Source organism: Pseudomonas aphyarum, assembly GCF_028657055.1.
GTDB lineage: Bacteria > Pseudomonadota > Gammaproteobacteria > Pseudomonadales > Pseudomonadaceae > Aquipseudomonas > Aquipseudomonas aphyarum.
This window is the reverse complement of record NZ_JAMDGS010000010.1, coordinates 423,894-447,006: the sequence shown is the minus strand read 5'-3', so window position 1 is coordinate 447,006 and position 23,113 is coordinate 423,894. Positions and strand designations below refer to the sequence as shown.

Below are 23,113 nucleotides of genomic sequence, written 5' to 3'. Positions count from 1 at the left end.
ACCAATTTGTCGGGGTCAGTCCACTCCGCGTGGGAACGATCATCTGAGGCTCGTCCTTACCAGCGCATCCGAATGCCGAGGCTGCCAATCAATCCGTTCAGGTCGTTGTCATCCACATCGCTGCTGTAATCGGCGCTGACGTACAGGCTCACCGCCGGCGTCATTCTCGCCACCAGTCCCAGTCCGACTTCCACCGTCGAGGACTTGCGGCTGCTGCTGATCTTGTCCACCTGATCCAGCGTCACCGTGTTGCCGGTATAAACCGTGTGCCACAAGTTTGTGCGCACGTAGGGTTCGACCGGCAGGCCGTTCAGATCGTAGCTACCTTTCAAGCGTGCACCGACCCGGCCGCTCCACGATGAAATGTCGCTGGAAGACGCATTGCCCGAGCCCGCATAGGGCGTGTCCAGGGTAATGCGCTGGTTGATCAATTGCGCCTGCGGTTCAACCACCCAGTTTTCACCCAGACCGATCGGGAATCCGCCTTCCACCGACAGCGTCATCGCGCTGCCTTCGGTGGCCAGGCGTGCGCCTTGCTCGTTACGGCTGAAACCGCTGACCCGGCCGCCACTGGCCGACAGGTCGACGTGCCAGCCCTGCGGGCCGATCAGGCTGTAGTAAGCGCCCAGGCTCTGGCCTTGCAGGTTGAGGGTGTCGGTGTTCGGGTCGGCGAGGGCGCGGCTGGTGATCAGACCGTTGCTGTTGCCCTGAATCTGACTGACCCCGCCGATCAGGCCAACCTGTTGGGTGTGGCCGCTGCTGCTTTTCAGGGTCAGCACGGCGGGGCCCTTGAAGTCGCCGGTGCCGGGCGTGGCAAAACCCGGGCTGAGGACGTCGGTTTGCGCCTGGCGGGACGTCTGTCCGTAGAGTTGATCCCAGGCCGAGGGGGCGAGGTCTTCGGTAATCAGGTTTGTCCCGCGCAGATCCCGCTGTGGGCTCAGCCGTTGCGGGCCCGGGGTCACGACCGTGGCGGGGAGAGTCATGACGGGAATGTCCTGGCGATACCAGGGTGTCGCCTCGTCCGCCACAGGACCCGCCTGCGCCTCCATGGACGAGCACAGCAAGATAGAACTTGAAACAGTGCAGAAGGTGATTTTGATCTCTTGTGAGGTGAGTGAAGTTTTCATGGAGGTCTACCTTGCTAGCGCACGCGGTATCTCGCCTTGGCGTCTCTCCTACCCCGAACGAGGGGCGACCGAATGGAGCGAGGCGAGCCCGTGGCCGCCCGTTTTGACGAGTGACCTGAGGTTCGCCCCGAGTAGTATTTCCGGGGGTAGTAAGGTAGAGCTAAGAAGACCCGAGCCCTTGCGTCAAGAAATTGGACGATGAGCGGTCGAGTCAAAACGGGTGATGCAAGTTTTTGTTTTTGCGCATTTATCTAAGTGCTTGTTTGTAGAGCCAATGGCTGCGAAAACCGCGAGGCAGAGACGTTTCGCAACCGACAGTCGGTCTGCGAAACCGGGCTTGGCGACCGGTTTCGCATCGTTGCGCTGGTAACGACAGCTGTCAGTATCGCGCTACAAATGCACTTCAACCGCCAGCGGCAAATGATCCGAAAGATGCGTCCACGGTTTGTTGCCGAGGATCTGCGGGTCGTGGCTGCTGGCATTGCGCAGGTAGACCCGATCCAGTCGCAGCAACGGGAACCGTGCGGGGTAGGTCTTGGCCGGGCGGCCGTGATGACGTTCGAAGGCTTCGTGCAGGTAGTCGCGGCGGGCGAGGGCGACGTTGCCCTGCAACTGCCAGTCATTGAAGTCGCCGGCGATGATCACCGGCGCATCGTCGGGCAGCGATTCGAGCAACTGGCAGAGCAGCTGCAACTGCAGTTGCCGATGGCTTTCGAGCAGGCTCAGGTGCACGCAGATGGCATGCACTTCGGCATGCCCCGGTACATCCAGTACGCAATGCAACAGGCCGCGGCGTTCCGGGCCGGTGATCGAGACGTCGAGGTTGCGGTATTCGCGGATCGGGTATTTCGACAACAGGGCGTTGCCGTGATGGCCATCGGGATACACCGCATTGCGGCCGTAGGCAAAGTCGCTCCACATGCTGTCGGCGAGGAACTCGTACTGCGAGGTCTGCGGCCATTCGTTGTAGCGGCTGGAATGCCGCTCGTGTTCGCCCACCACTTCCTGCAGAAACACCAGATCGGCCGAGGTGCTGCGCACCGCTTCACGCAGCTCCGGAAGGATGAAACGTCGATTGAGCGCGGTGAAACCCTTGTGCGTATTGACCGTCAGCACCCGCAGGCGATGGATGGCGGACGGGGTCGAGGTCTGTGCGTCGACGGCATGACGCTTGGGATCGCTGGACACGTTCACTCCTCTGAATCATGACTGCCTGTTCATGCGACTGATCCGGGCGCGGGCAGTTCACTTTGAGTGGCTGCCCGCGCCCGACGGATCGTCAATCGACGAAGACGATCTCGTAGGGCAGGCGCATGCGCTCCAGAATCGACTTGGGCAGCAGCGGCGCGATACCGATCGCCGGTTCGCCATTGAGCTGACTGGCGTAGGCGTGGGTGGCGTGGCTCTTGCGCGCGACGGTCCAGGTGTCGAGGCGCAGCTTGCGCGCGCGATGCCACGGAATCTGCGCCTGATCCCGTTCCGGCCAGTGCCAGGCCCAGACCGGCACATCGTGGTAGGTGGCGCCGACTTGTTTTGCCGCTTTGGCGCTGGCCCGGCCGACCACTTCATGATCGGCGGTGCCGTCTTCGCGCCAGGTGCTGAACACCACATCACCGGGGCGCAGGTAGCGGGCGATGAAGTCGGTCAGTTGGGTTTCCTGGTCGAGCAGGGCTTTGTCGGTGAAACCGCCGCGTACCCATTTCAGGCTGTGCATCGGCAAGCCCAGACGGCGCAGCGCCTCGACGCTTTCCTGCGGGCGGAACACGCTCAGGCGTTTCTCCGACCACTGACGCGAGCCCGGATGACTGGCGCTGCCATCGGTGATCGACAGTAGTTGCAAGGGATGTCCGAGGCTGGAAAGCAGTTGCAGCAGGCCACCGCAAGTGACCACTTCATCGCCGGGGTGCGGGGCGATGACCACGGCACGGGCACCGGGTGGCACCAGAGTGTGAGTGTTGATGACGGGGATGTTGTCGAGCTGCGGTGCACTGTTCCAGATCTGCGCCGGCAGGCCGCTCTCGCTGAGGGATAACGGTTTCATGAGTGATACGTCCTTGTTATGTCTCGCCCTCAGTCGCCCAAACGCTGGTGATACCAGGTGTGTGCGACCCGTGAAGGCTGGTGGATAGCCCGGCAGCGCTCCGAACCCTGGATTGCTGCGCAGCAGAGTATTGCTCAAGACGGGCGGTTCGTCGCGTCACAGATCAACCTGATCCGCTTTTTTTTATTCAGTCTGTGCCAACTGTCGCAGATAGTCGCCAAAACCGCCGCGTGCGCGGCTGTCCAGACGGGCGCTGGTGATGACTTGCGGACGATGACTCCAGGCGATGCTGGCCCCTGACCGCTCAAGTTGACGCACCAGCTGCACGTCCTCATCGCAGGACAACGGTTCGAAGCCGCCGGCGCGGACGTAGGCTTGCGCGCTGACGCCCAGATTGGCGCCATGGATGTGCCGGTGGCCTTCGCAGGCCCGGTAATCGCGGTGATAGCGAATCTGCGCCGCTTCATCGAACCCGTCATGCCACCGGTCAACGGTCACCGTGCCGCACACGGCATCGGTGCCCAGCCCCAGTTGCGCCACCAGCCAGTCCTCGGCAACGCGGCTGTCGGCGTCGGAGCAGGAAATCCAGCGCGCACCGCGTTCAAGCAATTGCTGCGCACCGATGGCCCGCGCCTGGCCGACATTGCGCGCTTCGATGCTCAACGCTTGCACCGGATACTGGCTGACGATGTGCGCCGAACGATCGGTGCAACTGTCCAGCACCACCAGGATTTCCACCGGTTCACCCGCCAGCATGGGATGTCCGCCAGCCCGCAAGGCGGCGTGCAGACAGTCATCAAGCCATTCTTCTTCGTTGTGCGCAGGAATCAGGATGCCAATCATCGCAACCCCTCCAGCGCGGCCACCGAGCGGGGTTCGCGGCTCCAGACTTCCAGCAGGAAATCCGCTTCCTGATGCAGTACCAGTCGCGGCAGGTGCAACTGTTCGTGAATCAGGTCGTGAACCTGTCGCGCATTGAGCGGGCAACCTTCGATGGGCGGGCGCCAGTGACAGGCCAGTAATTGTCCGTCCGCGGTCAATGAATCGCTGATGCGACGGATGACCTCTGTCAGATCCTGCCGGTCCAGGTAGTAGCCGATTTCGCTAAAGACGATCAGATCGAATTTTTCCTCGGGCCAGTCGCCCGGCAAGCGACCATGACGCACCTCCGTGTGGTCGAACGGGCTCAGCCGGGTACGTGCCAGATTGGCTGCGGCAGCGCTGGTGTCGCAGCACAACAGCCGGTCGCAGCGTTCGGCCAGCGCCGCACTCAGTTCACCGTTGGCGCACCCGGGCTCGAAGATGGCCCGGTAGTGCGGCCGGGGCAGGGCCGCCAGGGTTACGAGACGTTTGCGTTGTTCGTACCAGCGCTGGCGAAATCCCCACGGGTCGTTATTGCCGGCGAACAGGCCTTCGAAGTAGCGATCCTCGACACTCATAAGAAGATCACCTCGAACGGTTGCAGCAGTCGATCGATGACATAGGGTTTGAGCACCGGAGCCAGGCCCGCGTCGGGATCGCCCTCAAGCTGGCTGGCGAACGCATGCGCCGCATGACGCTTGCGCGCGACCTGCGCCGGGCTGAGCAGGATTTTGCGCGCCCGCTCCCACGGCACGATGGCGTCTTCGGGCGTTGCCCAGTGCCAGGTCCAGACCGGCAGTTCGTGGCAAATCGCGCCTACGCGGCGCGCCGCCTCGACGCTGGCGCGGCCGACGGCTTCGTGGTCGCTGTGGCCGTCTTCGCGCCAGGTGGTGAAGATCACGTCGTCGGGTTGCAGGTAGCGGGTCAGGTATTGGCACAGCATCGATTCGCGCGCGGCGACCTGGGTGTCGGGGAAGCCGCCGCGCAGCCACTGCAACTGGTGCATGGGCAGGCCGAGGCGACGCAGGGCCTCGGCGGACTCCTGCGGGCGCACCACGCTCAGGCGCTCCACCGGCCAGCGATCCGAACCCGGATGACTGGCGCTGCCATCGGTGACCGAGATCAGTTGCAGGGTACGTCCCGCCTCAGCGAGACGTTGCAGCAGTCCGCCGCAACCGAGCACTTCATCGTCCGGGTGCGGCGCGATTATCACGGCACGCGACCCTGGCGGCACCAGATCGAGAACGTCGATGCTGTCTACCGCCGCCAGATGCCGTGAGCCCTGCCATTCATGCAGGGAGGTTCCTTCGCCGACGATCGGATTGCGTTTCACAGGGCCCAGCTCGCGCGCGGTTGCTGCGCGATCAGTTGGCCCAGTGCTGCCAGATCACGTTCGGCGTGGCTCTGGCGCAGATACACCGGCAGGTCGGCCGCCAGACGGGCAAAGTGAGGATCCTTGCAGAACGGCCCGGCGCCGAGGGCCCGACCGGTCTCGCGGATCACCTGCTCGGCGGCATCCTCGACCACGGCGCGTACGCGGCGGGCCAGCAACTCGGCGTTGCTGTGGGGATGGCTGTCGATGTCCAGGGCACTGACGCGCAGCGCTTGAGCTGCGCCGTGCAAGGCGCTGTCGACGGCGCCGAGACTGGCCAGCGCGTGGGGTTCTTCACCTCGCGCACATTGTTGGCGCAAGCGTTCGCCGATCTCCCTCGCAGCGCCGTACCAGCACGCGGCGATGCCGATCCCGCCGTGCCAGAAACCCGGACGTTGCAGGTAGTCGCCGGGGTCGCCAATCGCCTGGGCCTCGACATCATCGAACAGCACCTCGACGCTGCCGGTGGCGGCCATGCCGACCGCTTGCCAGCCTTGATCGGTCACGGTCACGCCCGGTTGATCGAGGGCCACGGCCACCAGTTGCTGACGATCATCTTCATCCCACGCCGTGAGCAGGGCGTGACTGAGCACTGCCGCACCGGAGCACCAGGCCTTGCGCCCGTTCAAGCGCACCAGTTGCCCCGAACGGCTGACCCGAACCCGCGCCTGCGGTGGTTCGGCCGCCCACATGCCCCACGTGCTGCCGGGCGTCGGCGAGCCACCGAGTTGCTCGATGATCGCCAGCGCATCGGTATGGCCTTCGTAAAGTTTGCACAGTCCCAGGTCATGCCCGCCGACCTCGGACAGCCGTTGCCAGCGCTCCAGCGTACGACCACTACCGGGCAATGGCAGACGGTCGAGGCCGGCTTCGACCATTTCCCTCAGACACGTGCCGAGGGCAGCTGTGTCGCAGTAATCCGGCGCGTGCCGTGAGAGATAGCCGGGCAAGTCCATGTCAGTCCTCTTCTTCGCGTTGCAGCTCGAACAGCAGCAGCGAGCGGCCGGTGACCGAGTACTCGTGGCCGAACGTGAAGCGTTCCTGCCCGCGGATCGATGGCTGGTTGGTGTCGATCATGCAGGTCCAGAAACTGCCTTCAGGCACTTCCGGCAAGGTGAAGTTGACGATGTCGTGATGGGCGTTGACCACCAGCAGCAGCGTGGCGTCGGCGCCCTTGCGGCGAATCCCGGTTTCCTGTGCGCGACCGTCGAGCAACATACCCATGCAGCGGTTGTGCGCGTCATGCCAGTGTTCGGTGGTCATCTCGGTGGCGTCCGGCGCGAGCCAGGTGACGTCCTTGACCCCGATGTCCTCGTTGTATTCGCCGACCAGAAAACGCCCGCGCCGCAGGATCGGGTAAGCCAGGCGCAATTTGATCAGGCGTTTGACGAATTTCAGCAGCGCCTTGCCGTCCTCGCTCAGGTCCCAGTTGACCCAGCCGATTTCGCTGTCCTGGCAATAGGCGTTGTTGTTGCCGTCCTGAGTGCGGGCGAATTCGTCACCGGCGACCAGCATCGGCGTGCCTTGGGACAAGAGCAGGGTGGCGAAGAAATTGCGCATCTGCCGGAGGCGCAGCGCATTGATTTCCGGATCGTCGGTGGGGCCTTCGACGCCGTGGTTCCAGGACAGGTTGTTGTTGCTGCCGTCCTGATTGTTTTCGTCGTTGGCCTCGTTGTGCTTGTCGTTGTAGGACACCAGATCGTTGAGGGTGAAACCGTCGTGGGCGGTGACGAAATTCACCGACGAATAAGGCCGCCGGCCGCGCTGGTTGAACATTTCGCCGGAGGCGGTCATGCGGCTGGCGAAGTCGGCGAGCTGGCCGTCGTCGCCTTTCCAGAACGCGCGCACGGTGTCGCGGAACTTGTCGTTCCACTCGACCCAGCCCGGCGGGAAGTTGCCCACCTGATAACCGCCGGGACCACAATCCCAGGGCTCGGCGATCATTTTCACCTGACGCAGTACCGGGTCCTGACGGCAGGCGACGAGGAAACTGTGGCGTTCGTCGAAACCGTCGTGATAGCGGCCAAGGATGGTCGCCAGATCGAAACGGAAGCCGTCGACGTGCATTTCGCTCGCCCAGTAGCGCAACGAGTCGGTGACCATTTGCAGCACGCACGGATGGCTCAAATCGAGGGTGTTACCGGTGCCGGAATCGTTGATGTAGAAGCGCTTGTCGTCCGGCATCAAACGGTAGTACGAGGCGTTGTCGATCCCGCGCATCGACAGGGTCGGGCCTTGCTCGTTGCCTTCGGCGGTGTGGTTGTAGACCACGTCAAGAATTACTTCGAGATTGGCGTCGTGCAGGTGCGCGACCATCTCCTTGAACTCGGCAATCTTGCCGCTGGCCAGGTAGCGCGGGTCCGGGGCGAAGAACGCGATGCTGTTGTAACCCCAGTAATTGGTCATGCCTTTGTGCAGCAGGTGCTGGTCATTGACGAAGGCGTGGATCGGCAACAGCTCGACGGTCGACACGCCGAGTTTGCGGATGTGTTCCAGCACATCGTCGACCATCAGCCCGGCAAACGTCCCGCGCACGTTCTCCGGCACCGAAGGGTGGCGCATGCTGATGCCGCGCACGTGGGTCTCGTAAATGATGGTCTTGTCCCACGGCACGCTGACGCGATGGTCATGGCCCCAGGTGTGCGCCGGGTCGATGACTTTGCACTTGGGGACGAAGGGCGCGCTGTCGCGCTCGTCGAAGCTGAGGTCGGCGTCCGGGTGGCCGATGGTGTAGCCGAACAGCGCTTCGGACCATTTCAACTGGCCGACCAGTTGTTTGGCGTACGGGTCGATCAGCAATTTGTTGTGGTTGAAGCGGTGGCCGTTGGCCGGGTCGTACGGGCCGTAAACCCGGTAGCCGTAGATCAGCCCTGGATGCGCATCGGGCAGGTAACCGTGGTAGATCTCGTCGGTGTATTCCGGCAGCTCGATGCGTTCGAGTTCGACTTCGCCAGCATCGTCGAAAATGCACAGTTCGACTCGGGTGGCGTTGGCGGAAAACAGCGCGAAGTTCACCCCCAGACCATCCCAGGTCGCGCCGAGCGGGAAGGGCAGGCCTTCACGGATGCGCGAGGGTTCGGCGTGCGCGGCGGGCTCGGCTTTCTTTGGACGGGTCATAGGTGCTCCTGCAAAAAATCGGGGGTGGTCATTTTTCGAGGACGAGTGCGCCCTCGGTGGCGGGCTAACCCGCCACACGGTCGTTCAGTTCAACGGTTCGGGACGCGTCAGACCGCTGGCGGCTTGCGCGGCGCGCGGGGCTTTTTCTCGGCGGCTTTTTCGCCCGGGGGAATGACCTTGGCGGCACTGGCTGGTTTGGCCTTGGCCGTCGTGGCCTTGGGCTTGGCGGCGGGCGCCTGGCCATCGACGGCTTTGCCGGTGGCGGTCTTGCCGGCGGTTTTACTGCCGGCAGCCTTGGGCGATTTTTTCGGTGCCAGCGCTTCGGACTCGGCCAGTTTGCGCGCCATCTCCCAGTGGCGCGATTCCTGGCCTTCGGGTTTACCTTCGGATTCCCAGATCTGATAGGCGAATTCGCGGATGCGTTTATCGTCGGTACTCATCGCAATGCTCCTGGACTGAACTCATGCTGCTAGACGTGTTGGATAAGCAGATTGACCGGGAAATCCCCCAGCGCGGCGCTGACGTGCAGCTCCCTGTTTTTTGTGACTGCGCTGCTTGAAAAAAGTCCCTTCAGATTTTCGTCAGAGGCGTCGAACGGTAAAACCACCCGTGTATCGCCCCAGCGCAGCGCATCGACCCTTGGCAGGGCACTGTTTTCCAGCAGTGTTGCGCAACGGATCGGTACGATCACGATGACCCGTTGCCCCCCATGCTCGCGGGCAAACGCGAGCACGTTGTGCGCCTGGCTGCCCAGCACCTCGAGGGCCTGGTACGAACCGCGACGGAACAATTCGCTGTGTTCGGTGCGCAACTGCAGCACCTGGGCGATCAAGGCCTGCTTGATTCGCCCGTCCCGCCAACCCGACAACAGTTCCTCTGCGGGCGTCGCCGTCAGGGTCTGTTCGCGCAGGCCGTAGTCCACCGGCCGGCGATTGTCCGGATCGACCAGACTGAAATCCCAATACTCGTTGCCCTGATACAGATCCGGCACGCCCGGCACGGTCATGCGCAGCAAGGTTTGCGCCAGACCGTTAAGGGCGCCGGCCGCAGCGATGCTGTTGACGGTCTTGGCCAGCGCCCCGCGCAGCAGTTCGCCTTCGGGGGCCAGCAGCAATTGTTCGGTGAACGCTTGAGCGGCGTTTTCGTATGCCTCGTTCGGCGCGCTCCAGCTGCTTTGCAGCTTGGCTTCGCGCAGGGCTTTCTGCTGCCACTGCCAGACACGTTTGGCGTAGTCGGCGAAACCGGCCTGATCGTCGTCGCGCAGGTCCAGCGGCCAGCTGCCGAGCAGCGCCTGATAGAGGATCAATTCGTCCGCCGACGACGGCAGTTGATCGTCATGGCGCAGCGGGCGGGCGAGGGCGCGCCACAACTCGATCTGTTCGGCGTACCAGTGGCTGCGTTCGCTGAGCACGGCCACCCGCGCGCGGGTGTCTTCGCCGCGTTTGTGGTCGTGGGTGGCGGTGGCCAGCAGGTTGTCGGGAAAGCTCGCCAGACGTTGCAGGTTCACCGCGTGAAAGTCGCTGACCGGCGCGCTGAACTGCTCGGTGTTGTAGCCGACGTCATTGCGCGACAGCAGCACCGCCGAGCGATACAGCGCGGTGTCTTCCACCGCTTTGGCGGCGGCCGGCGAGGTGAGTTGCTGAAAACGCACGCAGGCATGCTTCAGGATTTTGCGCGAACGGCCACGGGGTTTGCGCCGCCATGGCTGGCCGCCAAGCCAGCCAGCTACGGAGTCCAGCACTGGCCAATCGGCTTCACTTAATGCCTGCCGCGCCCCGTCCATGGCCTGCTGGAAAAACACTTCGTCCCGCGCCGAGCGGCCCATCGGGGTGATGTAGGTGCGATAGACCGGGAAGTGCACGATCAGCGCCTGCAACACCCGGCGGATCGAACCGAGCGTGAGGTCGCGGGTCATCAGGTCATCGCGCGCCACTTGCAGCAGGGCCTGGGCGACGCTTTCGCAATCGCTGGCCAGCGAGCCGTTGAGGATCTGTTGGCGCGCCAGTTGCGCTTCTTCGATGAACGCGGCGGGGCGTTCGGTGCGGCGTTTCCACAAATCGCCGAGCACATGTTCGCCGTCCGGATCGTGTTGCAGCAGCGACAGCTGGTTCATGAATTCATAACCGGTGCTGCCGTCCACGGACCAGTCGGTGGGCAGGGTTTCGCCATCGCCAAGAATCTTCTCGACGTAGATCGGCAAGTGTCGGCCCGGTGCCAGGTGGTCGAGGCGGCGGCGCAATTTGCGGCAGTAGCTGCGCGGGTCGGCGAGGCCGTCGATGTGGTCGATGCGCAGGCCGTCGATCAGGCCTTCGCCGATCAACTGGAAAATCTTGCCGTGAGTGGCCTCGAACACCGCCGGGCGCTCGACCCGCAAACCGCCGAGTTCGTTGATGTCGAAGAAGCGCCGCCAGTTGATGTCATCCGCCGCCGTGCGCCAGCTCGCCAGGCGATAGCTTTGCCGTTCCAGTAACTGATGCAGGCGCTGAAAACCGTCTTCGGTCTTCGAATCGTAGTGGGTCAGGTTGCGCTGGATAGCCTCGAGGATCTGCGGGTCGCTGGCCAGTTGCTGGAGTTCTTCCTTGAGCGGGATGGCCAGCGAGCGGGCGTCGGTCTGATAACTGAGCGCGCTGAAGCGGTTGGCGAGGGCCTTGAGCGCTTCGTTTGAGGCGTCATCGGATTTGAGCAGTTCGCCGTAATCGCCGGGGCAGATCGGGAAGTGATGTTCGTAATGCTCGACGTGGAAGGTGCCGCTCTCGGCGTTGAACACCAGCGGCAGGGTCGCGTCCTGTAGCGCGACGCCGTAATCGCTGCCGAGAAACGGCAGCAGCAACTGACCTTCCATCAACGGGTCGGGCGAGTGCCACTGAATGTCGAAGAATTCGCCGTAGGGGCTAAGACGGCCCCATTCCAGCAGATCGAGCCACCACGGGTTGTCACCGCCACCGACCGCCATGTGATTGGAGACGATGTCGAGGATCAGCCCCATGCCGTGTTCGCGCAGGCTGGCGACCAGACGGCGCAAGGCCGGCTCGCCACCGAGTTCCGGATTGACCCGGGTCGGGTCGACCACATCGTAACCATGCATCGAGCCTGCGCGGGCGGCGAGCAGCGGCGAGGCATAAATGTGGCTGATACCGAGTCGGGCGAAGTACGGCACCAACGGCACGGCTTGATCCAGGGTAAAACCGCGATGAAATTGCAGGCGAACCGTGGCGCGCAGTGTCTGGATAGGCAGTGCACTCATCGGTCACGCTCGGCTGCCTGAAGACGCGCGCAAGCCAGCAATTCCAGGCGCCTTGCTGCATCCACGCCATCGAGCAGCGCCTCGCTGGTGCCCGGCAAGCGCCGCGCCCAGTTCGGGTGGGTGTCGATGGTGCCGGGCAGGTTGGCCTGTTCGTCGAGCCCCAGCGCATCTTCCAGTGGCAACAGCACCAGCGGCGCGCGGGTGTGGCCAAGGAAACGCACAGCGGCGTCCACCACCTGATCGGCCTCGTGGGATTCCTCGCGAAAATTCTGCGGGTCCTGACTCAGGGCGCCGCGCAGGCCTTCACGCTCGCGTTCGCGGTAACGGCGCCAGTCGATTTCGCCGTTGGCGTCGATCAGCCCGAGCCGCGCATTCCAGTCGATGTCGCGGCCATGCCACCAGCCGTTGAGGGTCGGCAGATCGTGGGTGCTGGTGGTGGCCAGCGCATTGTCTGGCCAGTCGAGGATCGGTTTGAAATGGGTGTTGTCCTGCTCGAACAACAGCACGCGCATCCCAAGCATGGCCCGGGCGATGAGTTTTTCCCGCAGACCGTCGGGCACGGTGCCGAGGTCTTCGCCGAGCACGATCGCTTGATGGCGATGGGATTCGAGGGTCAGCAGACGCAACAGGTCATCGACCGGGTAATACAGGTAGGCGCCGTCCGCCGGGACCGCGCCGTTGGGGATCACCCACAACCGTTGCAGGCCCATGACGTGGTCGATGCGCAGCCCGCCAGCGTGGGCGAAGTTGGCGCGCAGCATGTCAATGAACGCGCGAAAGCCGTTGCGCATCAGACCTTCAGGCGAGAACGCAGAAATGCCCCAGCCCTGACCCGAGCGATTGAGAATGTCCGGTGGCGCGCCGACGGTCAGTGAGGCCAGCAGTTCGTCCTGAAAACTCCAGGCCTGACTGCCGGCACCGTCGGCACCTACCGCCAGGTCGGCGATCAGGCCGATGCCCATGCCGGCGCTGCGGGCGGCGGTCTGGGCGCGTTCCAGGCAGCGGTGGATCAACCATTGGCAGAACGCGAAGTAACTGATGCGCTCGGCGTATTCCTCGGCAAACGCGCCGAGGGCGGCGCCGCGCGGGTCGTGCCAGTGTTCCGGCCATTGGCGCCAGTCGAGGTTTTCGCCACGGGCGGCGCGCATTTCCTGAATGGCTTCGAAGCGGCAGTGGTTTTCCAGCGCTTCGGCGCCGGCATCACGGAAGCTGGAGAAGTCCGCATGCAATGGGTGTTCGCCGCTGATGAAGCCGTCGTACAAGGCTTGCAGCAGTTTCAGTTTGGCTTCGGCGGCTTTCGGCCAGTCGATCAGTTTCAGGTTTTCCAATTGCTCGAACTGATCGGTCAGGCCGGCCGCGTCAATCGCATCGCGCAGGGCACGCTCGCCGAGGATCGCGCCGGGTGCGGCGTACAGCGCATTGAGAAACAGCCGACTGGACGGCGAGTAGGGGCTGTAGCGCCCGGTATCGGCGCTGAACATCGCGTGCAACGGGCTGATCGCCAGGGCATCGGCGCCGCGTTCGCCGGCCACTCGGGCCAGCTCTTCCAACGCCTGGGTGTCGCCAAAACCGCCATCGCCGGGGCGGCGCAAGCCATAAAGCTGCACGCTCAGGCCCCACGCGCGAGGGATCGGGCTGTCCACCGCGTCACCCACGCTGAAGCAGCGTTCCGGTGCCACGGCCAGAGTGAATTGTTGATCGGCGATGTGCACTTGCTGGTAGCCGACCGGAATTTCGCCGGGCAGCACGGCCTCGGCATCCAGCTTGAGGCTCAGGTGCGAGCCGTCTTCAAGGTGAATCTCGCAAGGGGTATCGGGTTCGAAATAACGGGCCAGATCCAGGCCCACGCCGACGTCGGCGGTGAGCAGCGGCGGCAGATGGCGGTTTTCCTGCACCTGTTGCAGTTCGAGCAGGCTGGCGTCGATTTCCTGGGCCGTTCCGGCCGGGTGACCGAGGCCGGTCAGAACATTGCGCAGCACCGCCGGGGCGACTTTTTGCGGGCGACCGTTGGCGTCGATCCAGTCGACGGCAAGGCCGGCTCGGCTGGCGAGAATTTCCAGTTGCGCATCGCTCATAGGCGCTCTCCATCCAGGGGTGGCAAAGGGGTTGCGGCCGTGAGGCTGACGAGCGCGCAATACGGTGGTAACAGGCCTTCGTTCGTGGATTCTGCGGCGGGCGGATGTTGCAAGCGCCACACCGCATCGGCCTGTGGAGGGTTGACCACTGGCTTGTCGCTGAGGTTCAGGTCGATTCGCAGTTCACTGCCATCGCCCAGGCGCCAGCGCGCACTGACGGCGCCACGGTCAAGCAACGTGGCCCCGAGGGCCTGGGTGCCGGACAGGTTCGGAATGATGTATTGATGGCGCAGCTGCAACAGTTGGCGGTACAGCGCCAACGTTGCCTGCTGTTTCGGCGTGCCGCTGCCGATCAATCGCGGTTGCGAGGCATGGAAGGTCTGTTCGGCGTTGGGGTCGGGAATCTGCTCGCGCTTGTGCGGATCGGTGAAGGCGCTGAAAGCTGCGAATTCATTGCGCCGACCTTCGCGCACCAGTTTCGCCAGTTCGTCATGGTGGCTGGTGAAAAACAGAAACGGTTGCTCGGCGGCGTATTCATCGCCCATGAACATCAGCGGAATCATCGGTGACAGCAACAGCAAAACGGTTGCGGCCTCGACGGCACGCGGGTCGGCCAATTGGTGCAAACGCTCGCCAAACGCGCGGTTGCCGATCTGGTCGTGGTTCTGCAGGAACAATACGAAGGCCGTGGACGGTAAGTGCTCGCTGGGCTCGCCCCGAGGTTCGCCGTGACGGGTGATATGACCCTGAAACACGAAGCCCTGACTCAGGCAGCGCGCCAATTGACGAGTGGGTTGCAACGCGTAGTCCGCGTAGTAGGCGTCCGTTTCGCCGGTCAGCAACACGTGCAGGGCGTTGTGGCCGTCGTCGTTCCACTGCGCGTCGTAGTTTTCCTCCAGCAGGCTCGACTGGTTCAGCTCGTTCTCGATGGTCAGCCATACATGGCGGGACGGGTCGATCTGGCTACGTACGCGTTGCGCCAGTTCAGGCAGAAAGTCGGGACTTTCGATTGCGTGCACCGCATCCAGGCGCAGTCCGTCGAAACGGTATTCGAGCAGCCACATCAGCGCGTTTTCGACGAAGAAGTCCCGCACTTCGCGACGGCGAAAGTCGATGGCTGCGCCCCACGGTGTGTGTTTGTCTTCGCGGAAAAAGCCCTTGGCGTAGCGATGCAGGTAATTGCCGTCGGGGCCGAAGTGGTTGTAGACCACGTCGAGAATCACCGCCAGGCCATAACCGTGGGCGCTGTCGATCAAATGTTTGAGTTGTTCCGGCGTGCCGTAACTGGCCTGCGGCGCGTAGTGCAGCACGCCGTCGTAGCCCCAGTTGCGATCACCGGGGAACTGCGCGATCGGCATCAGCTCGATGGCGGTGATGCCCAGCCCGGCCAGACGCGCCAGATGCTGCTCGACTTCGGCAAACCCGCCGAGCGCACCGACATGCAATTCGTAGATCACCGCTTCATTCCACGGCCGACCTTGCCAGGTCGTGTTGCGCCAGGAATAGAGGTGCGGATCGACCACCACGCTGTGGCGGTCGAGGTCACCGTCCTGCGCCCTGGAGGCCGGGTCGGGCACCTCCAGTTCGCCATCGATGTTGAAACGGTAGCGGCTGCCGGCGGGGCAGCGGGTCTTGATGACAAACCAGCCATCGCCTTGGGGCAACATGGGAAGGGACTGGCCGTTGTCCAGCTCGACGCTGACGTAAAACGCATCCGGCGCCCACAACGCGAATTGCGTGTGGTCGGCATCCAGCATGATCGCGCCGTGTGGCCAGCTTTCAGGTGTCCGTGACGGCATCGTTGAAAACCTCCCTGGTTATTTGTGGTGCGTTTTACCCAGCGCCTTGGCCACCAGTTGTTCGTAGAGTTCGGCGTAGGGTTCGACCGCCTTGCACCAGTTGAAAGGTGCGGCCATCGCCCGGCAACGCATGGCGTGCAGCAGGTCCGGGAAAGCAAACACCTTGAACGCGCGGCTCAGGGCTTCGCGGTAGCTGTCCGCGGTCGATTCGTTGAACAGGAAACCGGTGACACCGTTTTCAATGGTGTCGGCCAGCCCGCCGGTGTTGCGCGCCACCGGCAGCGAGCCGAAGCGCTGGGCGTACATCTGGCTCAGACCGCACGGTTCATAACGCGATGGCATCAGCAGGAAATCGCTGCCGGCGAACATGCGTCGGGCGTCGGTTTCATTGAAGCCGATGCGCACGCCGATCTGGCCGGGGAAGCGCAGCGCCAGTTCGCGCATGGCCTGTTCTTCTTCCGGCTCGCCACGGCCGATGATCGCGATCTGGCCACCGTTCTGCACGATGTATTCCGACACCGCTTCGGTCAGGTCCAGGCCTTTCTGATAGACCAGACGCGAGACCACGGCAAACAGCGGGCCTTCGGAGTCTTGCAGCCCGAACAGTTCGCGCACATGGGCGGCGTTGACGGCTTTGCCTTCCCAGTCACCGATGGCAAACGGTGCGAACAGATGCGGGTCGGTGGCCGCGTCCCAGCTTTCATCGATGCCGTTGGGGATGCCGCTGAGCAAACCTTGCTGGGTCTTGGCGGCAAGGAAACCGTCGAGGCCGCAGCCGAAATCCGGGGTGGTGATTTCCTGCGCGTAAGTGGCGCTGACCGTGGTGATGTGGCTCGAATAGGCCATGCCGGCCTTGAGGAACGACATCTTGCCGTAGAACTCCATGCCTTCCTGTTGCAGGGCATGGGCGGGAATCCCGAGTTCCGGGCACGAGCCGAGGCTGGTCACGCCTTGATAAGCGAGGTTGTGAATGGTGAACAGGGTCGGCGTGCGTTGCCCGCGCCAGTGCATATAGGCGGGCGCCAGCCCGGCCGGCCAGTCGTGGGCGTGCACCAGATCCGGGCACCAGTGGATTTGTGCGAGGTTGGCGGCGATATCGGCAGCGGCCAGGCCCAGTCGGGCGAAGCGGATGTGGTTGTCCGGCCAGTCGCGGCCGTTGTTGGCGCCGTACGGGCCGCCGTCGCGGGTGTAGAGTTCAGGGCAGATCAACACATAAATCACCAGACCGTCGGGCATGTCCATGCGCCCGATCTTGCAGGGCGGCAGCGCGGCGTGGCCACCCAGTTCGCCGATGATGTGGATCGGATTCTCGCTGTTCATCACTTGCGGGTAACCGGGGATCAACACCCGGACGTCATGCAGGTGCGCCATGGCGCGGGGCAGGGCGGCAGAAACGTCTCCCAGACCGCCGGTCTTCACCAGATCGGCGATTTCCGAGGTCACGAACAACACTTTCTTCTTGTTGGGGTTCTGACTGGCCACCGGGGTCAGCGTCTTGGTGCCCGGGACGTTGATCGACCGGCTGCCGGGAACGCTCACGGTGCTCGACTCGCCGACCGGCTGGTGAGCACGCTCTCCCTGAATATCCAATGCCGCACTGATCATATGAATCTCCCGTTTTGTTGATCTGATTCTTGTCTGGAACAAGCGATGTCCATGGCCGGATCCTGTGGCCGGGCGCAAACGCGCCACGCATCGGTGAGCAAACGCTACCCAACACGCGCAAGCAGAATGGGTGAGGGGACCATTGCAAGACTTGAACCAGTCGCTTTGGCCCTGCCTATCAGATGACACGTCGCGATCAGCAAAAGTTTCGACAAAATTTCCGCTTTGTGACCGGTCAGTTTTACCCCGCGAAAACCAGTCTAGGCCAGATCCTAGAGCGGGCCAGGCCAATCGGATGAATTGTTCGACAATCTGTTGCAGGCTCACGAAATCCGTGGCTTCGGGAGGGGGTACGCCCCGACGAAGTGCATGTTTGGCGGGGTCGATGATGCAAAATGGTGACTGGCCGGTCACGATTTCGGGCGCCGGGAAAGTGCGGGCGCACTGTTGCGGTGCGGACAGTTGTGTTGGCGGGCGAACAGCGGGTGCTGCTTCGCGGGCAGGGATTGCCCGCGAAGGCGAGGGGGTTCAGTTGAGCAGGCGGACGGGTTCCCCGGCTGACCAGGCTTGAATGTCTTCGATCATCTGCGAAAAGAACAACTCATAGTTCCGGCGGCTGACGTAACCGACATGCGGCGTGGCCAGCACGTTGTCGAGGGTGCGAAACGGGTGCAGGGCCGGCAGCGGTTCCTGATCGAACACGTCGAGGGCCGCACCGCCGAGGCGCTGTTTCTGCAAGGCTTTGATCAGCGCGGTTTCGTCGACAATCGGTCCGCGCGCGGTGTTGACCAGCAGCGCGGACGGCTTCATCCAGTCCAGCGCCTGGGCATCCACCAGGCCCCGGCTGCGGTCGCTGAGCACCAGGTGCACCGACAGCACGTCAGCCTGTTCGAACAACTGCTGCTTGCTGACATAAGTGACGCCGGCCTGTTCGGCGCGCTCGGCGGTGAGGTTTTCGCTCCAGGCGATGACGCGCATGCCGAACACCTGACCGAACTGCGCCACCCGCTGACCGATGCTGCCGAGCCCGAGAATGCCGAGGGTCTTGCCGTGCAGGTCGCCGCCCAGCCCTTGCTGCCATTGACCGGCGCGCAGGGCGTTGGCCTCGTTCACCAGATTGCGGGTGGCGGCCATGATCAGCGCCCAGGTCAGTTCCGGCGCCGCGTGTTTGTAGCTATCGGTGCCGCAGACCTTGATCCCGAGGCGAGCAGCGGCCGGCATGTCCAGCGCGGCGTTGCGCATGCCGCCGGTGACCAGCAGCTTAAGGTTCGGCAGGCGTTTGAGCAGGTCTTCATCGAAGCGCGTGCGTTCGCGCATCACGCAAATCACCTCGAACCGGCCCAGACGTTCGGCCAGCGCGGCGTTGTCCGCCGGGTACTCGTGGACGAAGGTGACTTCGCCGAGACTGTCGAGCACCGACCAGTCGACCACGTCCCGCGCGACGTCCTGCCAGTCATCGATCACCGCAATCTGCACCGCCATCAGCGTTACCTCTTCAACGAACGGGATTGGTTTTGTCCAGCCAGCCCAGCAGTGCCTCGTGGAATTTTGCCGGCTCTTCCATCTGCGGCGCGTGGCCCATGCCAGGGAATTCCACCAGCGTGGACTGAGGAATCAGTTTCGCGACCTGCTTGCCCAGCACGTCGTAGTGACCGATTTTCGCCTTCACTTCCGGCGGCGCGATGTCCTTGCCGATGGCGGTGGTGTCTGAGGTGCCGATCAGCAGCAGGGTCGGCATCTTCAAGTCCTTGAACTCGTAGTACACCGGCTGGGTGAAGATCATGTCGTAGATCAGTGCGGAGTTCCATGCGACCTGAGTCTTGCCCGGGCCGTTGCTCAGGCCCGCGAGCATGTCCACCCAGCGGTCGAATTCAGGTTTCCAGCGGCCGTCGTAATAGGTCGTGCGTTCATAGTCGCGAATGCCTTGGGCGGTGACTTTAAGTTCGCGCTGATACCACTGATCGACGCTGCGATACGGCACGCCGAGGGCTTTCCAGTCCTCCAGGCCGATCGGGTTGACCAGCGCCAGTTGCTCGACCTGATCCGGGTATTGCAGCGCGTAACGGGTGGCGAGCATGCCGCCGGTGGAGTGGCCGAGCAGGGTGGCCTTCTGAATACCCAGCGTCTTGAGCAGTTGCTGGGTGTTGGCCGCCAGTTGCTGGAAGGTGTACTGATAGTGATCGGGTTTGCTGGAGGTGCAGAAACCGATCTGATCCGGGGCGACCACCCGGTAGCCGGCTTCGCTCAGGGCCTTGATCGAACTGTCCCAGGTCGCGCCGCAAAAATTCTTGCCGTGCATCAGCACCACGGTGCGCCCGTTGGCCTTGCCGTGAGCGGCGACATCCATGTAACCCATCTGCAGCGACTTGCCCTGGGACTGAAAGGCAAAGTGCTTGAGGGTGTAGGGATAATCGAAACCTTGCAGCTCCGGGCCGTATTGCGGGCCTTCGGCGTGAGCAAGCAGGGGCAGGGCGGCGGTCAGCAACAGGCCGGGCAGCCAGCGGGGCAGCGACACAGACATAGGACAACTCCACAAGAAATCGGCCGATGCTGGAACGGCCGGATTAGGGTGACGTTAAACACAGGCAATCCCCGGGCCCGATCGTTCAACCGAACCAGCCAAGGGTGAGCATCGCCAGCACCCCGTAGCGGGCGCCTTTGGCGAGAGTGACGATGAGCAGAAAGCGCCCAAGAGGTTCGCGCATGACCCCGGCGATCAGCGTCAGCGGATCGCCAATGACCGGCAACCAGCTGAGCAGCAGCGACCAGTGACCATAACGCTGATAGTGAACGCGGGCGCGCTCCATATGCCTGGGGCTGACCGGAAACCAGCGCCGGCCCTGAAACCGTTCCAGCCCGCGCCCCAGCCACCAGTTCACCAGTGAACCGAGGACATTGCCCAGCGTCGCCACGGCCAGCAGTCCCCACAGCCAGTAACGATCGCTGACCAGCAGCCCGACCAGCACGGCTTCCGATTGCAGCGGCAACAGGGTCGCCGCACCGAATGCGGCCAGGAACAGCCCGAGATAACCCGCCGTCATCAATGGGCCGGGTAATCCGCCACCACCACATCGGCACCGTCTTTCTTCAGGCCGATCACTTGATACGCATCGCTCATGCCGTCCATTTCCATGCCCGGCGAGCCCATCGGCATGCCCGGTGCGGCAACGCCCAGCAGGTCGTCACGCTTGCTCAGGGCCAGCACCTGTTCCGCCGGAACGTGGCCTTCGACGAATTTGCCGTTGATGATCGCGGTGTGGCAGGACGCCAGACGTGGCGGTACGCCGTGTTGCTGCTTGAAGCTGCTCATGTCGGATTCGACGTGGTCTTCGACCTTGAAGCCATTGGCTTCCAGGTGGCTGATCCACTTTTTGCAGCAGCCGCAGTTTGCGTCGCGGTGGACTTCGATCGGGATAAGGTCGGCGGCTTGCGCCAGAGAGGAGATGAACAGGGCGCTCAGGGCGGCCAGACGCAGGTGGTTTCGCATGGAGGGCTCTCGGCTCGAAGGAGGAACGGTCAAAAAAGGAAGGCATTTTGACCGGTTTTTCCTGCCGGGCATCAACGGAGTGTTTCCAAGTGATACGAGGCAGGCCTGCCAACATGATCGTAGATCAAAGCTGACAGGCCACTGAGCGCGAGATGACAAAACGGTCAGCGAACCTTGAAGCGCCCCATGATCGCGCTCACCCGGCTGTTGGCTTCCAGCAACTGGCGGGTGTTGAGTTCGCTGGCCTGACCGCTTTGCACCAGTTCATCGACCATGTGGCGAATCTGCACCATGCTGCGGTTGATCTCTTCGGTGACCGCGCTTTGCTGTTCGGCAGCGGTGGCGATTTGGGTGCTGAGGCTGTTGATGTGGCTGACCGAACCGGCCATCTCGTCGAGGCCGCTGTTGACTCGCGCAGTGGCATCGGCGGCCGACTGGCAACTGGCCTGGGTGTTTTCCATGGCGCTGACCGACGAGCTGACGCCCTGGGTCAGGCGGGTCAACATCTCGTTGATTTCCGAGGTGCTGGCCTGGGTGCGGGCGGCGAGGGCACGCACTTCGTCCGCCACCACCGCAAAACCACGGCCCTGCTCACCGGCCCGCGCTGCTTCGATGGCGGCGTTGAGCGCCAGCAGGTTGGTCTGGCCGGCAATGGCGCCGATCACGCCGAGGATTTCGGTGATGCGCTGGGCGTCCTGCTGCATGCTTTCGACCTTGTGGGTGGCGCTGGCCACTTCGTCGATCAACGCCACCACGCTGCTTGACGCTTCGCCAACCACCACGCGCGAACGGTCGGCGTTTTCGTTGGCGCGCTGGGTGAAGGCTGCTGTTTCAGCGGCATTCTGGGCGACGCTTTCAGCGGTCGAACTCATCTCGTTGATGGCGGTGACGGTCTGGTCGGTTTCCGAAGCATGGCGCAGCAGAATCTGGCTGGTGTGCGCCGAGGTGCGCTGCAGGTTATCGAGGCTCGAAGCCATGGCGCCGGTGGCCTGGGTGACTTCACCGATCATGTTCTGCAGGTAGGCGATGAAGGTGTTGACCGAATGCCCGATGGCGCCGAGTTCGTCTTCAGCGCGGATGGTGATACGTCGGGTCAGGTCGGCATCGCCGCTGGACAGCGAATCGATATTGGCTTTCAGCGCTTTCATGCGCGAGACCAGTTGGCGGATCGCGTAGACCTGCAGCAGCACCAGCAGGATCACCAGCGGAATCTGCAACAGGCTCAGGCTGCTGAGCACGTCGTCACGCTGGGCGGTGAGCATTTTGGTCGGCAGCGCGGTGGCAAGGAACCACGGGGTACCTTCGATCGGACGCATGAAGAACGTGCTGGCTTCACCGTTGTTGTCGAATTCGACGCGCTGCGCCTGCTCGCGGTTTTGCAGCCCGGCCTTGACCTGACTGGCGAAGGTCGAGCCGCCGGCCAGTTCGCTGATGTTCTTCAGCACGATCGGCCCGCTGATGCGCGAGCTGTTGCTGATGATCTTGCCGTCGGCTTCGACGATCAGCATTTCGGCGTTGAGGTCTTTTTCCTTGCGCGCCACCAGATCGTTGAAGAAGCCCAGGGTCACGTCGATGGTCGAGACGCCCCAGGCGCTGCCGTTTTTCTGGATGGCCATCGCGCAGTTGGTGCGCGGTTCGGCGCTGGCGTCATCTTTATAGGCAGCGGCCCAGGCGCACTGGCCGCGCGGGGTCTGCATGCCGCCCTTGTACCAGCTCTGGTCGTAATAGTTGGGGGCCGCGTCGCTGTTCCAGAACGTGTTCACCGCCAGTTTGCCGGAGGCATCCCGGTGCCAGAATGTGCTGAACTTGTTGCGTCCGGCCTCACGCTGGCCGGGCAACGGCCAGATGCCGCCACCGAATACTTTCAGTTCGCCGTATTGATCCACCAGCCCCGGCAACACGGTGTCGATGGCCGCGCTGTCGAGCAGCGGAACGGTCTGGGTGATGCTGCGCTGTTGCGCCTGGACCTTGTTCAATTCGCCCTGGATCTGCTCGGCCACTTCAGCGATGCGGTTGAGCACCACTTGTTCTTCGGTATGGCGCAGCTTGGGCGCGACCAATTGGCTGATGCCAACCACCGTCAGCACCGACAACAACAGAATGAACAGAACCAGAAACAGCGTGTAGCGAGCCTGAATGGTGCGGAATGCGGGCATGGAAACCGGTCCTTGAGCAGGGATTCTTATTGTGGGCAGGGAAAAAACAGCGCGGGTTTCCTAACGTATCGTCGGGTCTTCGGGAAGCTTTAGGTACTTTCGTCCTAAAAGAAGTGATCCCGACCAAAGGAACGTATCGGGCCCGATACACAAGAACTAACCGTCCCGAACATTAGAGCAACAAACCCACTTTCATCACCTTGTCATGAACGCTCTGGTCCCGTATTTC

Annotated in this window: 18 protein-coding genes; all 18 read right to left on the bottom strand. The window is 63.1% G+C overall.

All coding sequences use genetic code 11. The features are described 5' to 3' along the window. Positions 1-56: 56 nt before the first annotated feature. Complete coding sequence (locus tag M5G18_RS16020) at positions 57-1,127, bottom strand: autotransporter outer membrane beta-barrel domain-containing protein (RefSeq protein WP_273900179.1); 1,071 nt, start codon at positions 1,125-1,127, stop codon at positions 57-59. A 390-nt stretch (positions 1,128-1,517) separates the two neighbouring features. Beyond that, on the bottom strand, positions 1,518-2,315 hold the full coding sequence (locus M5G18_RS16015) for an endonuclease/exonuclease/phosphatase family protein (RefSeq protein WP_007952102.1): 798 nt from the start codon (positions 2,313-2,315) through the stop codon (positions 1,518-1,520). Positions 2,316-2,406: 91 nt separating this feature from the next. Further along, complete coding sequence (locus tag M5G18_RS16010) at positions 2,407-3,168, bottom strand: PIG-L deacetylase family protein (protein ID WP_273900180.1); 762 nt, start codon at positions 3,166-3,168, stop codon at positions 2,407-2,409. 183 nt (positions 3,169-3,351) lie between these two features. Next, a complete protein-coding gene (locus tag M5G18_RS16005) occupies positions 3,352-4,011 on the bottom strand; it encodes a glycosyltransferase family 2 protein (protein ID WP_127798006.1) in 660 nt (219 codons plus the stop codon). Next, positions 4,008-4,607 (bottom strand): SAM-dependent methyltransferase, encoded by a 600-nt coding sequence (locus tag M5G18_RS16000; RefSeq protein ID WP_273900181.1) that lies wholly within the window; start codon positions 4,605-4,607, stop codon positions 4,008-4,010. Before M5G18_RS16000 ends, M5G18_RS16005 begins: the two co-directional genes overlap by 4 nt. Beyond that, positions 4,604-5,362, bottom strand: coding sequence for a PIG-L deacetylase family protein (locus M5G18_RS15995; protein ID WP_273900182.1), 759 nt, complete (start codon positions 5,360-5,362; stop codon positions 4,604-4,606). Before M5G18_RS15995 ends, M5G18_RS16000 begins: the two co-directional genes overlap by 4 nt. Next, a complete protein-coding gene (locus M5G18_RS15990) occupies positions 5,359-6,357 on the bottom strand; it encodes an acyl-CoA dehydrogenase family protein (RefSeq protein ID WP_273900183.1) in 999 nt (332 codons plus the stop codon). The genes M5G18_RS15995 and M5G18_RS15990 overlap by 4 nt, the downstream gene beginning before the upstream one ends. 1 nt (position 6,358) lies before the next feature. Then, positions 6,359-8,518 carry a glycogen debranching protein GlgX gene (glgX, locus tag M5G18_RS15985; protein ID WP_273900184.1) on the bottom strand — a complete coding sequence of 720 codons (2,160 nt, stop codon included), beginning with the start codon at positions 8,516-8,518 and terminating at the stop codon, positions 6,359-6,361. 107 nt (positions 8,519-8,625) lie between these two features. After that, positions 8,626-8,958, bottom strand: coding sequence for a DUF2934 domain-containing protein (locus M5G18_RS15980; RefSeq protein WP_273900185.1), 333 nt, complete (start codon positions 8,956-8,958; stop codon positions 8,626-8,628). A 29-nt stretch (positions 8,959-8,987) separates the two neighbouring features. After that, entirely contained in the window at positions 8,988-11,762 is a 2,775-nt protein-coding gene (locus M5G18_RS15975) for a malto-oligosyltrehalose synthase (protein WP_273900186.1), read from the bottom strand. Beyond that, a complete protein-coding gene (gene malQ, locus M5G18_RS15970; protein ID WP_273900187.1) occupies positions 11,759-13,837 on the bottom strand; it encodes a 4-alpha-glucanotransferase in 2,079 nt (692 codons plus the stop codon). Before malQ ends, M5G18_RS15975 begins: the two co-directional genes overlap by 4 nt. Beyond that, positions 13,834-15,636, bottom strand: coding sequence for a malto-oligosyltrehalose trehalohydrolase (treZ, locus tag M5G18_RS15965; protein WP_273900188.1), 1,803 nt, complete (start codon positions 15,634-15,636; stop codon positions 13,834-13,836). Before treZ ends, malQ begins: the two co-directional genes overlap by 4 nt. An 18-nt stretch (positions 15,637-15,654) precedes the next feature. Beyond that, positions 15,655-17,241 carry a glycogen synthase GlgA gene (gene glgA, locus M5G18_RS15960; protein ID WP_273900189.1) on the bottom strand — a complete coding sequence of 529 codons (1,587 nt, stop codon included), beginning with the start codon at positions 17,239-17,241 and terminating at the stop codon, positions 15,655-15,657. Positions 17,242-17,769: 528 nt separating this feature from the next. Continuing rightward, positions 17,770-18,723, bottom strand: coding sequence for a D-2-hydroxyacid dehydrogenase family protein (locus tag M5G18_RS15955; protein WP_273900190.1), 954 nt, complete (start codon positions 18,721-18,723; stop codon positions 17,770-17,772). Between the two features lie 13 nt (positions 18,724-18,736). Further along, positions 18,737-19,762 carry an alpha/beta fold hydrolase gene (locus M5G18_RS15950; protein ID WP_273900191.1) on the bottom strand — a complete coding sequence of 342 codons (1,026 nt, stop codon included), beginning with the start codon at positions 19,760-19,762 and terminating at the stop codon, positions 18,737-18,739. Between the two features lie 85 nt (positions 19,763-19,847). After that, positions 19,848-20,282, bottom strand: a complete 435-nt coding sequence (locus tag M5G18_RS15945; RefSeq protein WP_273900192.1) for a YqaA family protein — start codon at positions 20,280-20,282, stop codon at positions 19,848-19,850. Next, positions 20,282-20,728, bottom strand: coding sequence for a DUF411 domain-containing protein (locus M5G18_RS15940; RefSeq protein WP_007957572.1), 447 nt, complete (start codon positions 20,726-20,728; stop codon positions 20,282-20,284). Before M5G18_RS15940 ends, M5G18_RS15945 begins: the two co-directional genes overlap by 1 nt. 164 nt (positions 20,729-20,892) lie before the next feature. Continuing rightward, positions 20,893-22,884, bottom strand: a complete 1,992-nt coding sequence (locus M5G18_RS15935; protein ID WP_273900193.1) for a methyl-accepting chemotaxis protein — start codon at positions 22,882-22,884, stop codon at positions 20,893-20,895. Positions 22,885-23,113: the final 229 nt, after the last annotated feature.

Bases quoted from the DNA above. Each gene is read 5' to 3' on its own strand.
- treZ (WP_273900188.1), bottom strand. From the start codon at position 15,636: ATGCCGTCACGGACACCTGAAAGCTGGCCACACGGCGCGATCATGCTG.
- malQ (WP_273900187.1), bottom strand. From the start codon at position 13,837: ATGAGCGATGCGCAACTGGAAATTCTCGCCAGCCGAGCCGGCCTTGCC.
- glgX (WP_273900184.1), bottom strand. From the start codon at position 8,518: ATGACCCGTCCAAAGAAAGCCGAGCCCGCCGCGCACGCCGAACCCTCG.
- M5G18_RS15980 (WP_273900185.1), bottom strand. From the start codon at position 8,958: ATGAGTACCGACGATAAACGCATCCGCGAATTCGCCTATCAGATCTGG.
- M5G18_RS15990 (WP_273900183.1), bottom strand. From the start codon at position 6,357: ATGGACTTGCCCGGCTATCTCTCACGGCACGCGCCGGATTACTGCGAC.
- glgA (WP_273900189.1), bottom strand. From the start codon at position 17,241: ATGATCAGTGCGGCATTGGATATTCAGGGAGAGCGTGCTCACCAGCCG.
- M5G18_RS15945 (WP_273900192.1), bottom strand. From the start codon at position 20,282: ATGACGGCGGGTTATCTCGGGCTGTTCCTGGCCGCATTCGGTGCGGCG.
- M5G18_RS15940 (WP_007957572.1), bottom strand. From the start codon at position 20,728: ATGCGAAACCACCTGCGTCTGGCCGCCCTGAGCGCCCTGTTCATCTCC.
- M5G18_RS16010 (WP_273900180.1), bottom strand. From the start codon at position 3,168: ATGAAACCGTTATCCCTCAGCGAGAGCGGCCTGCCGGCGCAGATCTGG.
- M5G18_RS16020 (WP_273900179.1), bottom strand. From the start codon at position 1,127: ATGAAAACTTCACTCACCTCACAAGAGATCAAAATCACCTTCTGCACT.
- M5G18_RS15975 (WP_273900186.1), bottom strand. From the start codon at position 11,762: ATGAGTGCACTGCCTATCCAGACACTGCGCGCCACGGTTCGCCTGCAA.
- M5G18_RS16005 (WP_127798006.1), bottom strand. From the start codon at position 4,011: ATGATTGGCATCCTGATTCCTGCGCACAACGAAGAAGAATGGCTTGAT.
- M5G18_RS15950 (WP_273900191.1), bottom strand. From the start codon at position 19,762: ATGTCTGTGTCGCTGCCCCGCTGGCTGCCCGGCCTGTTGCTGACCGCC.
- M5G18_RS15955 (WP_273900190.1), bottom strand. From the start codon at position 18,723: ATGGCGGTGCAGATTGCGGTGATCGATGACTGGCAGGACGTCGCGCGG.
- M5G18_RS16000 (WP_273900181.1), bottom strand. From the start codon at position 4,607: ATGAGTGTCGAGGATCGCTACTTCGAAGGCCTGTTCGCCGGCAATAAC.
- M5G18_RS15935 (WP_273900193.1), bottom strand. From the start codon at position 22,884: ATGCCCGCATTCCGCACCATTCAGGCTCGCTACACGCTGTTTCTGGTT.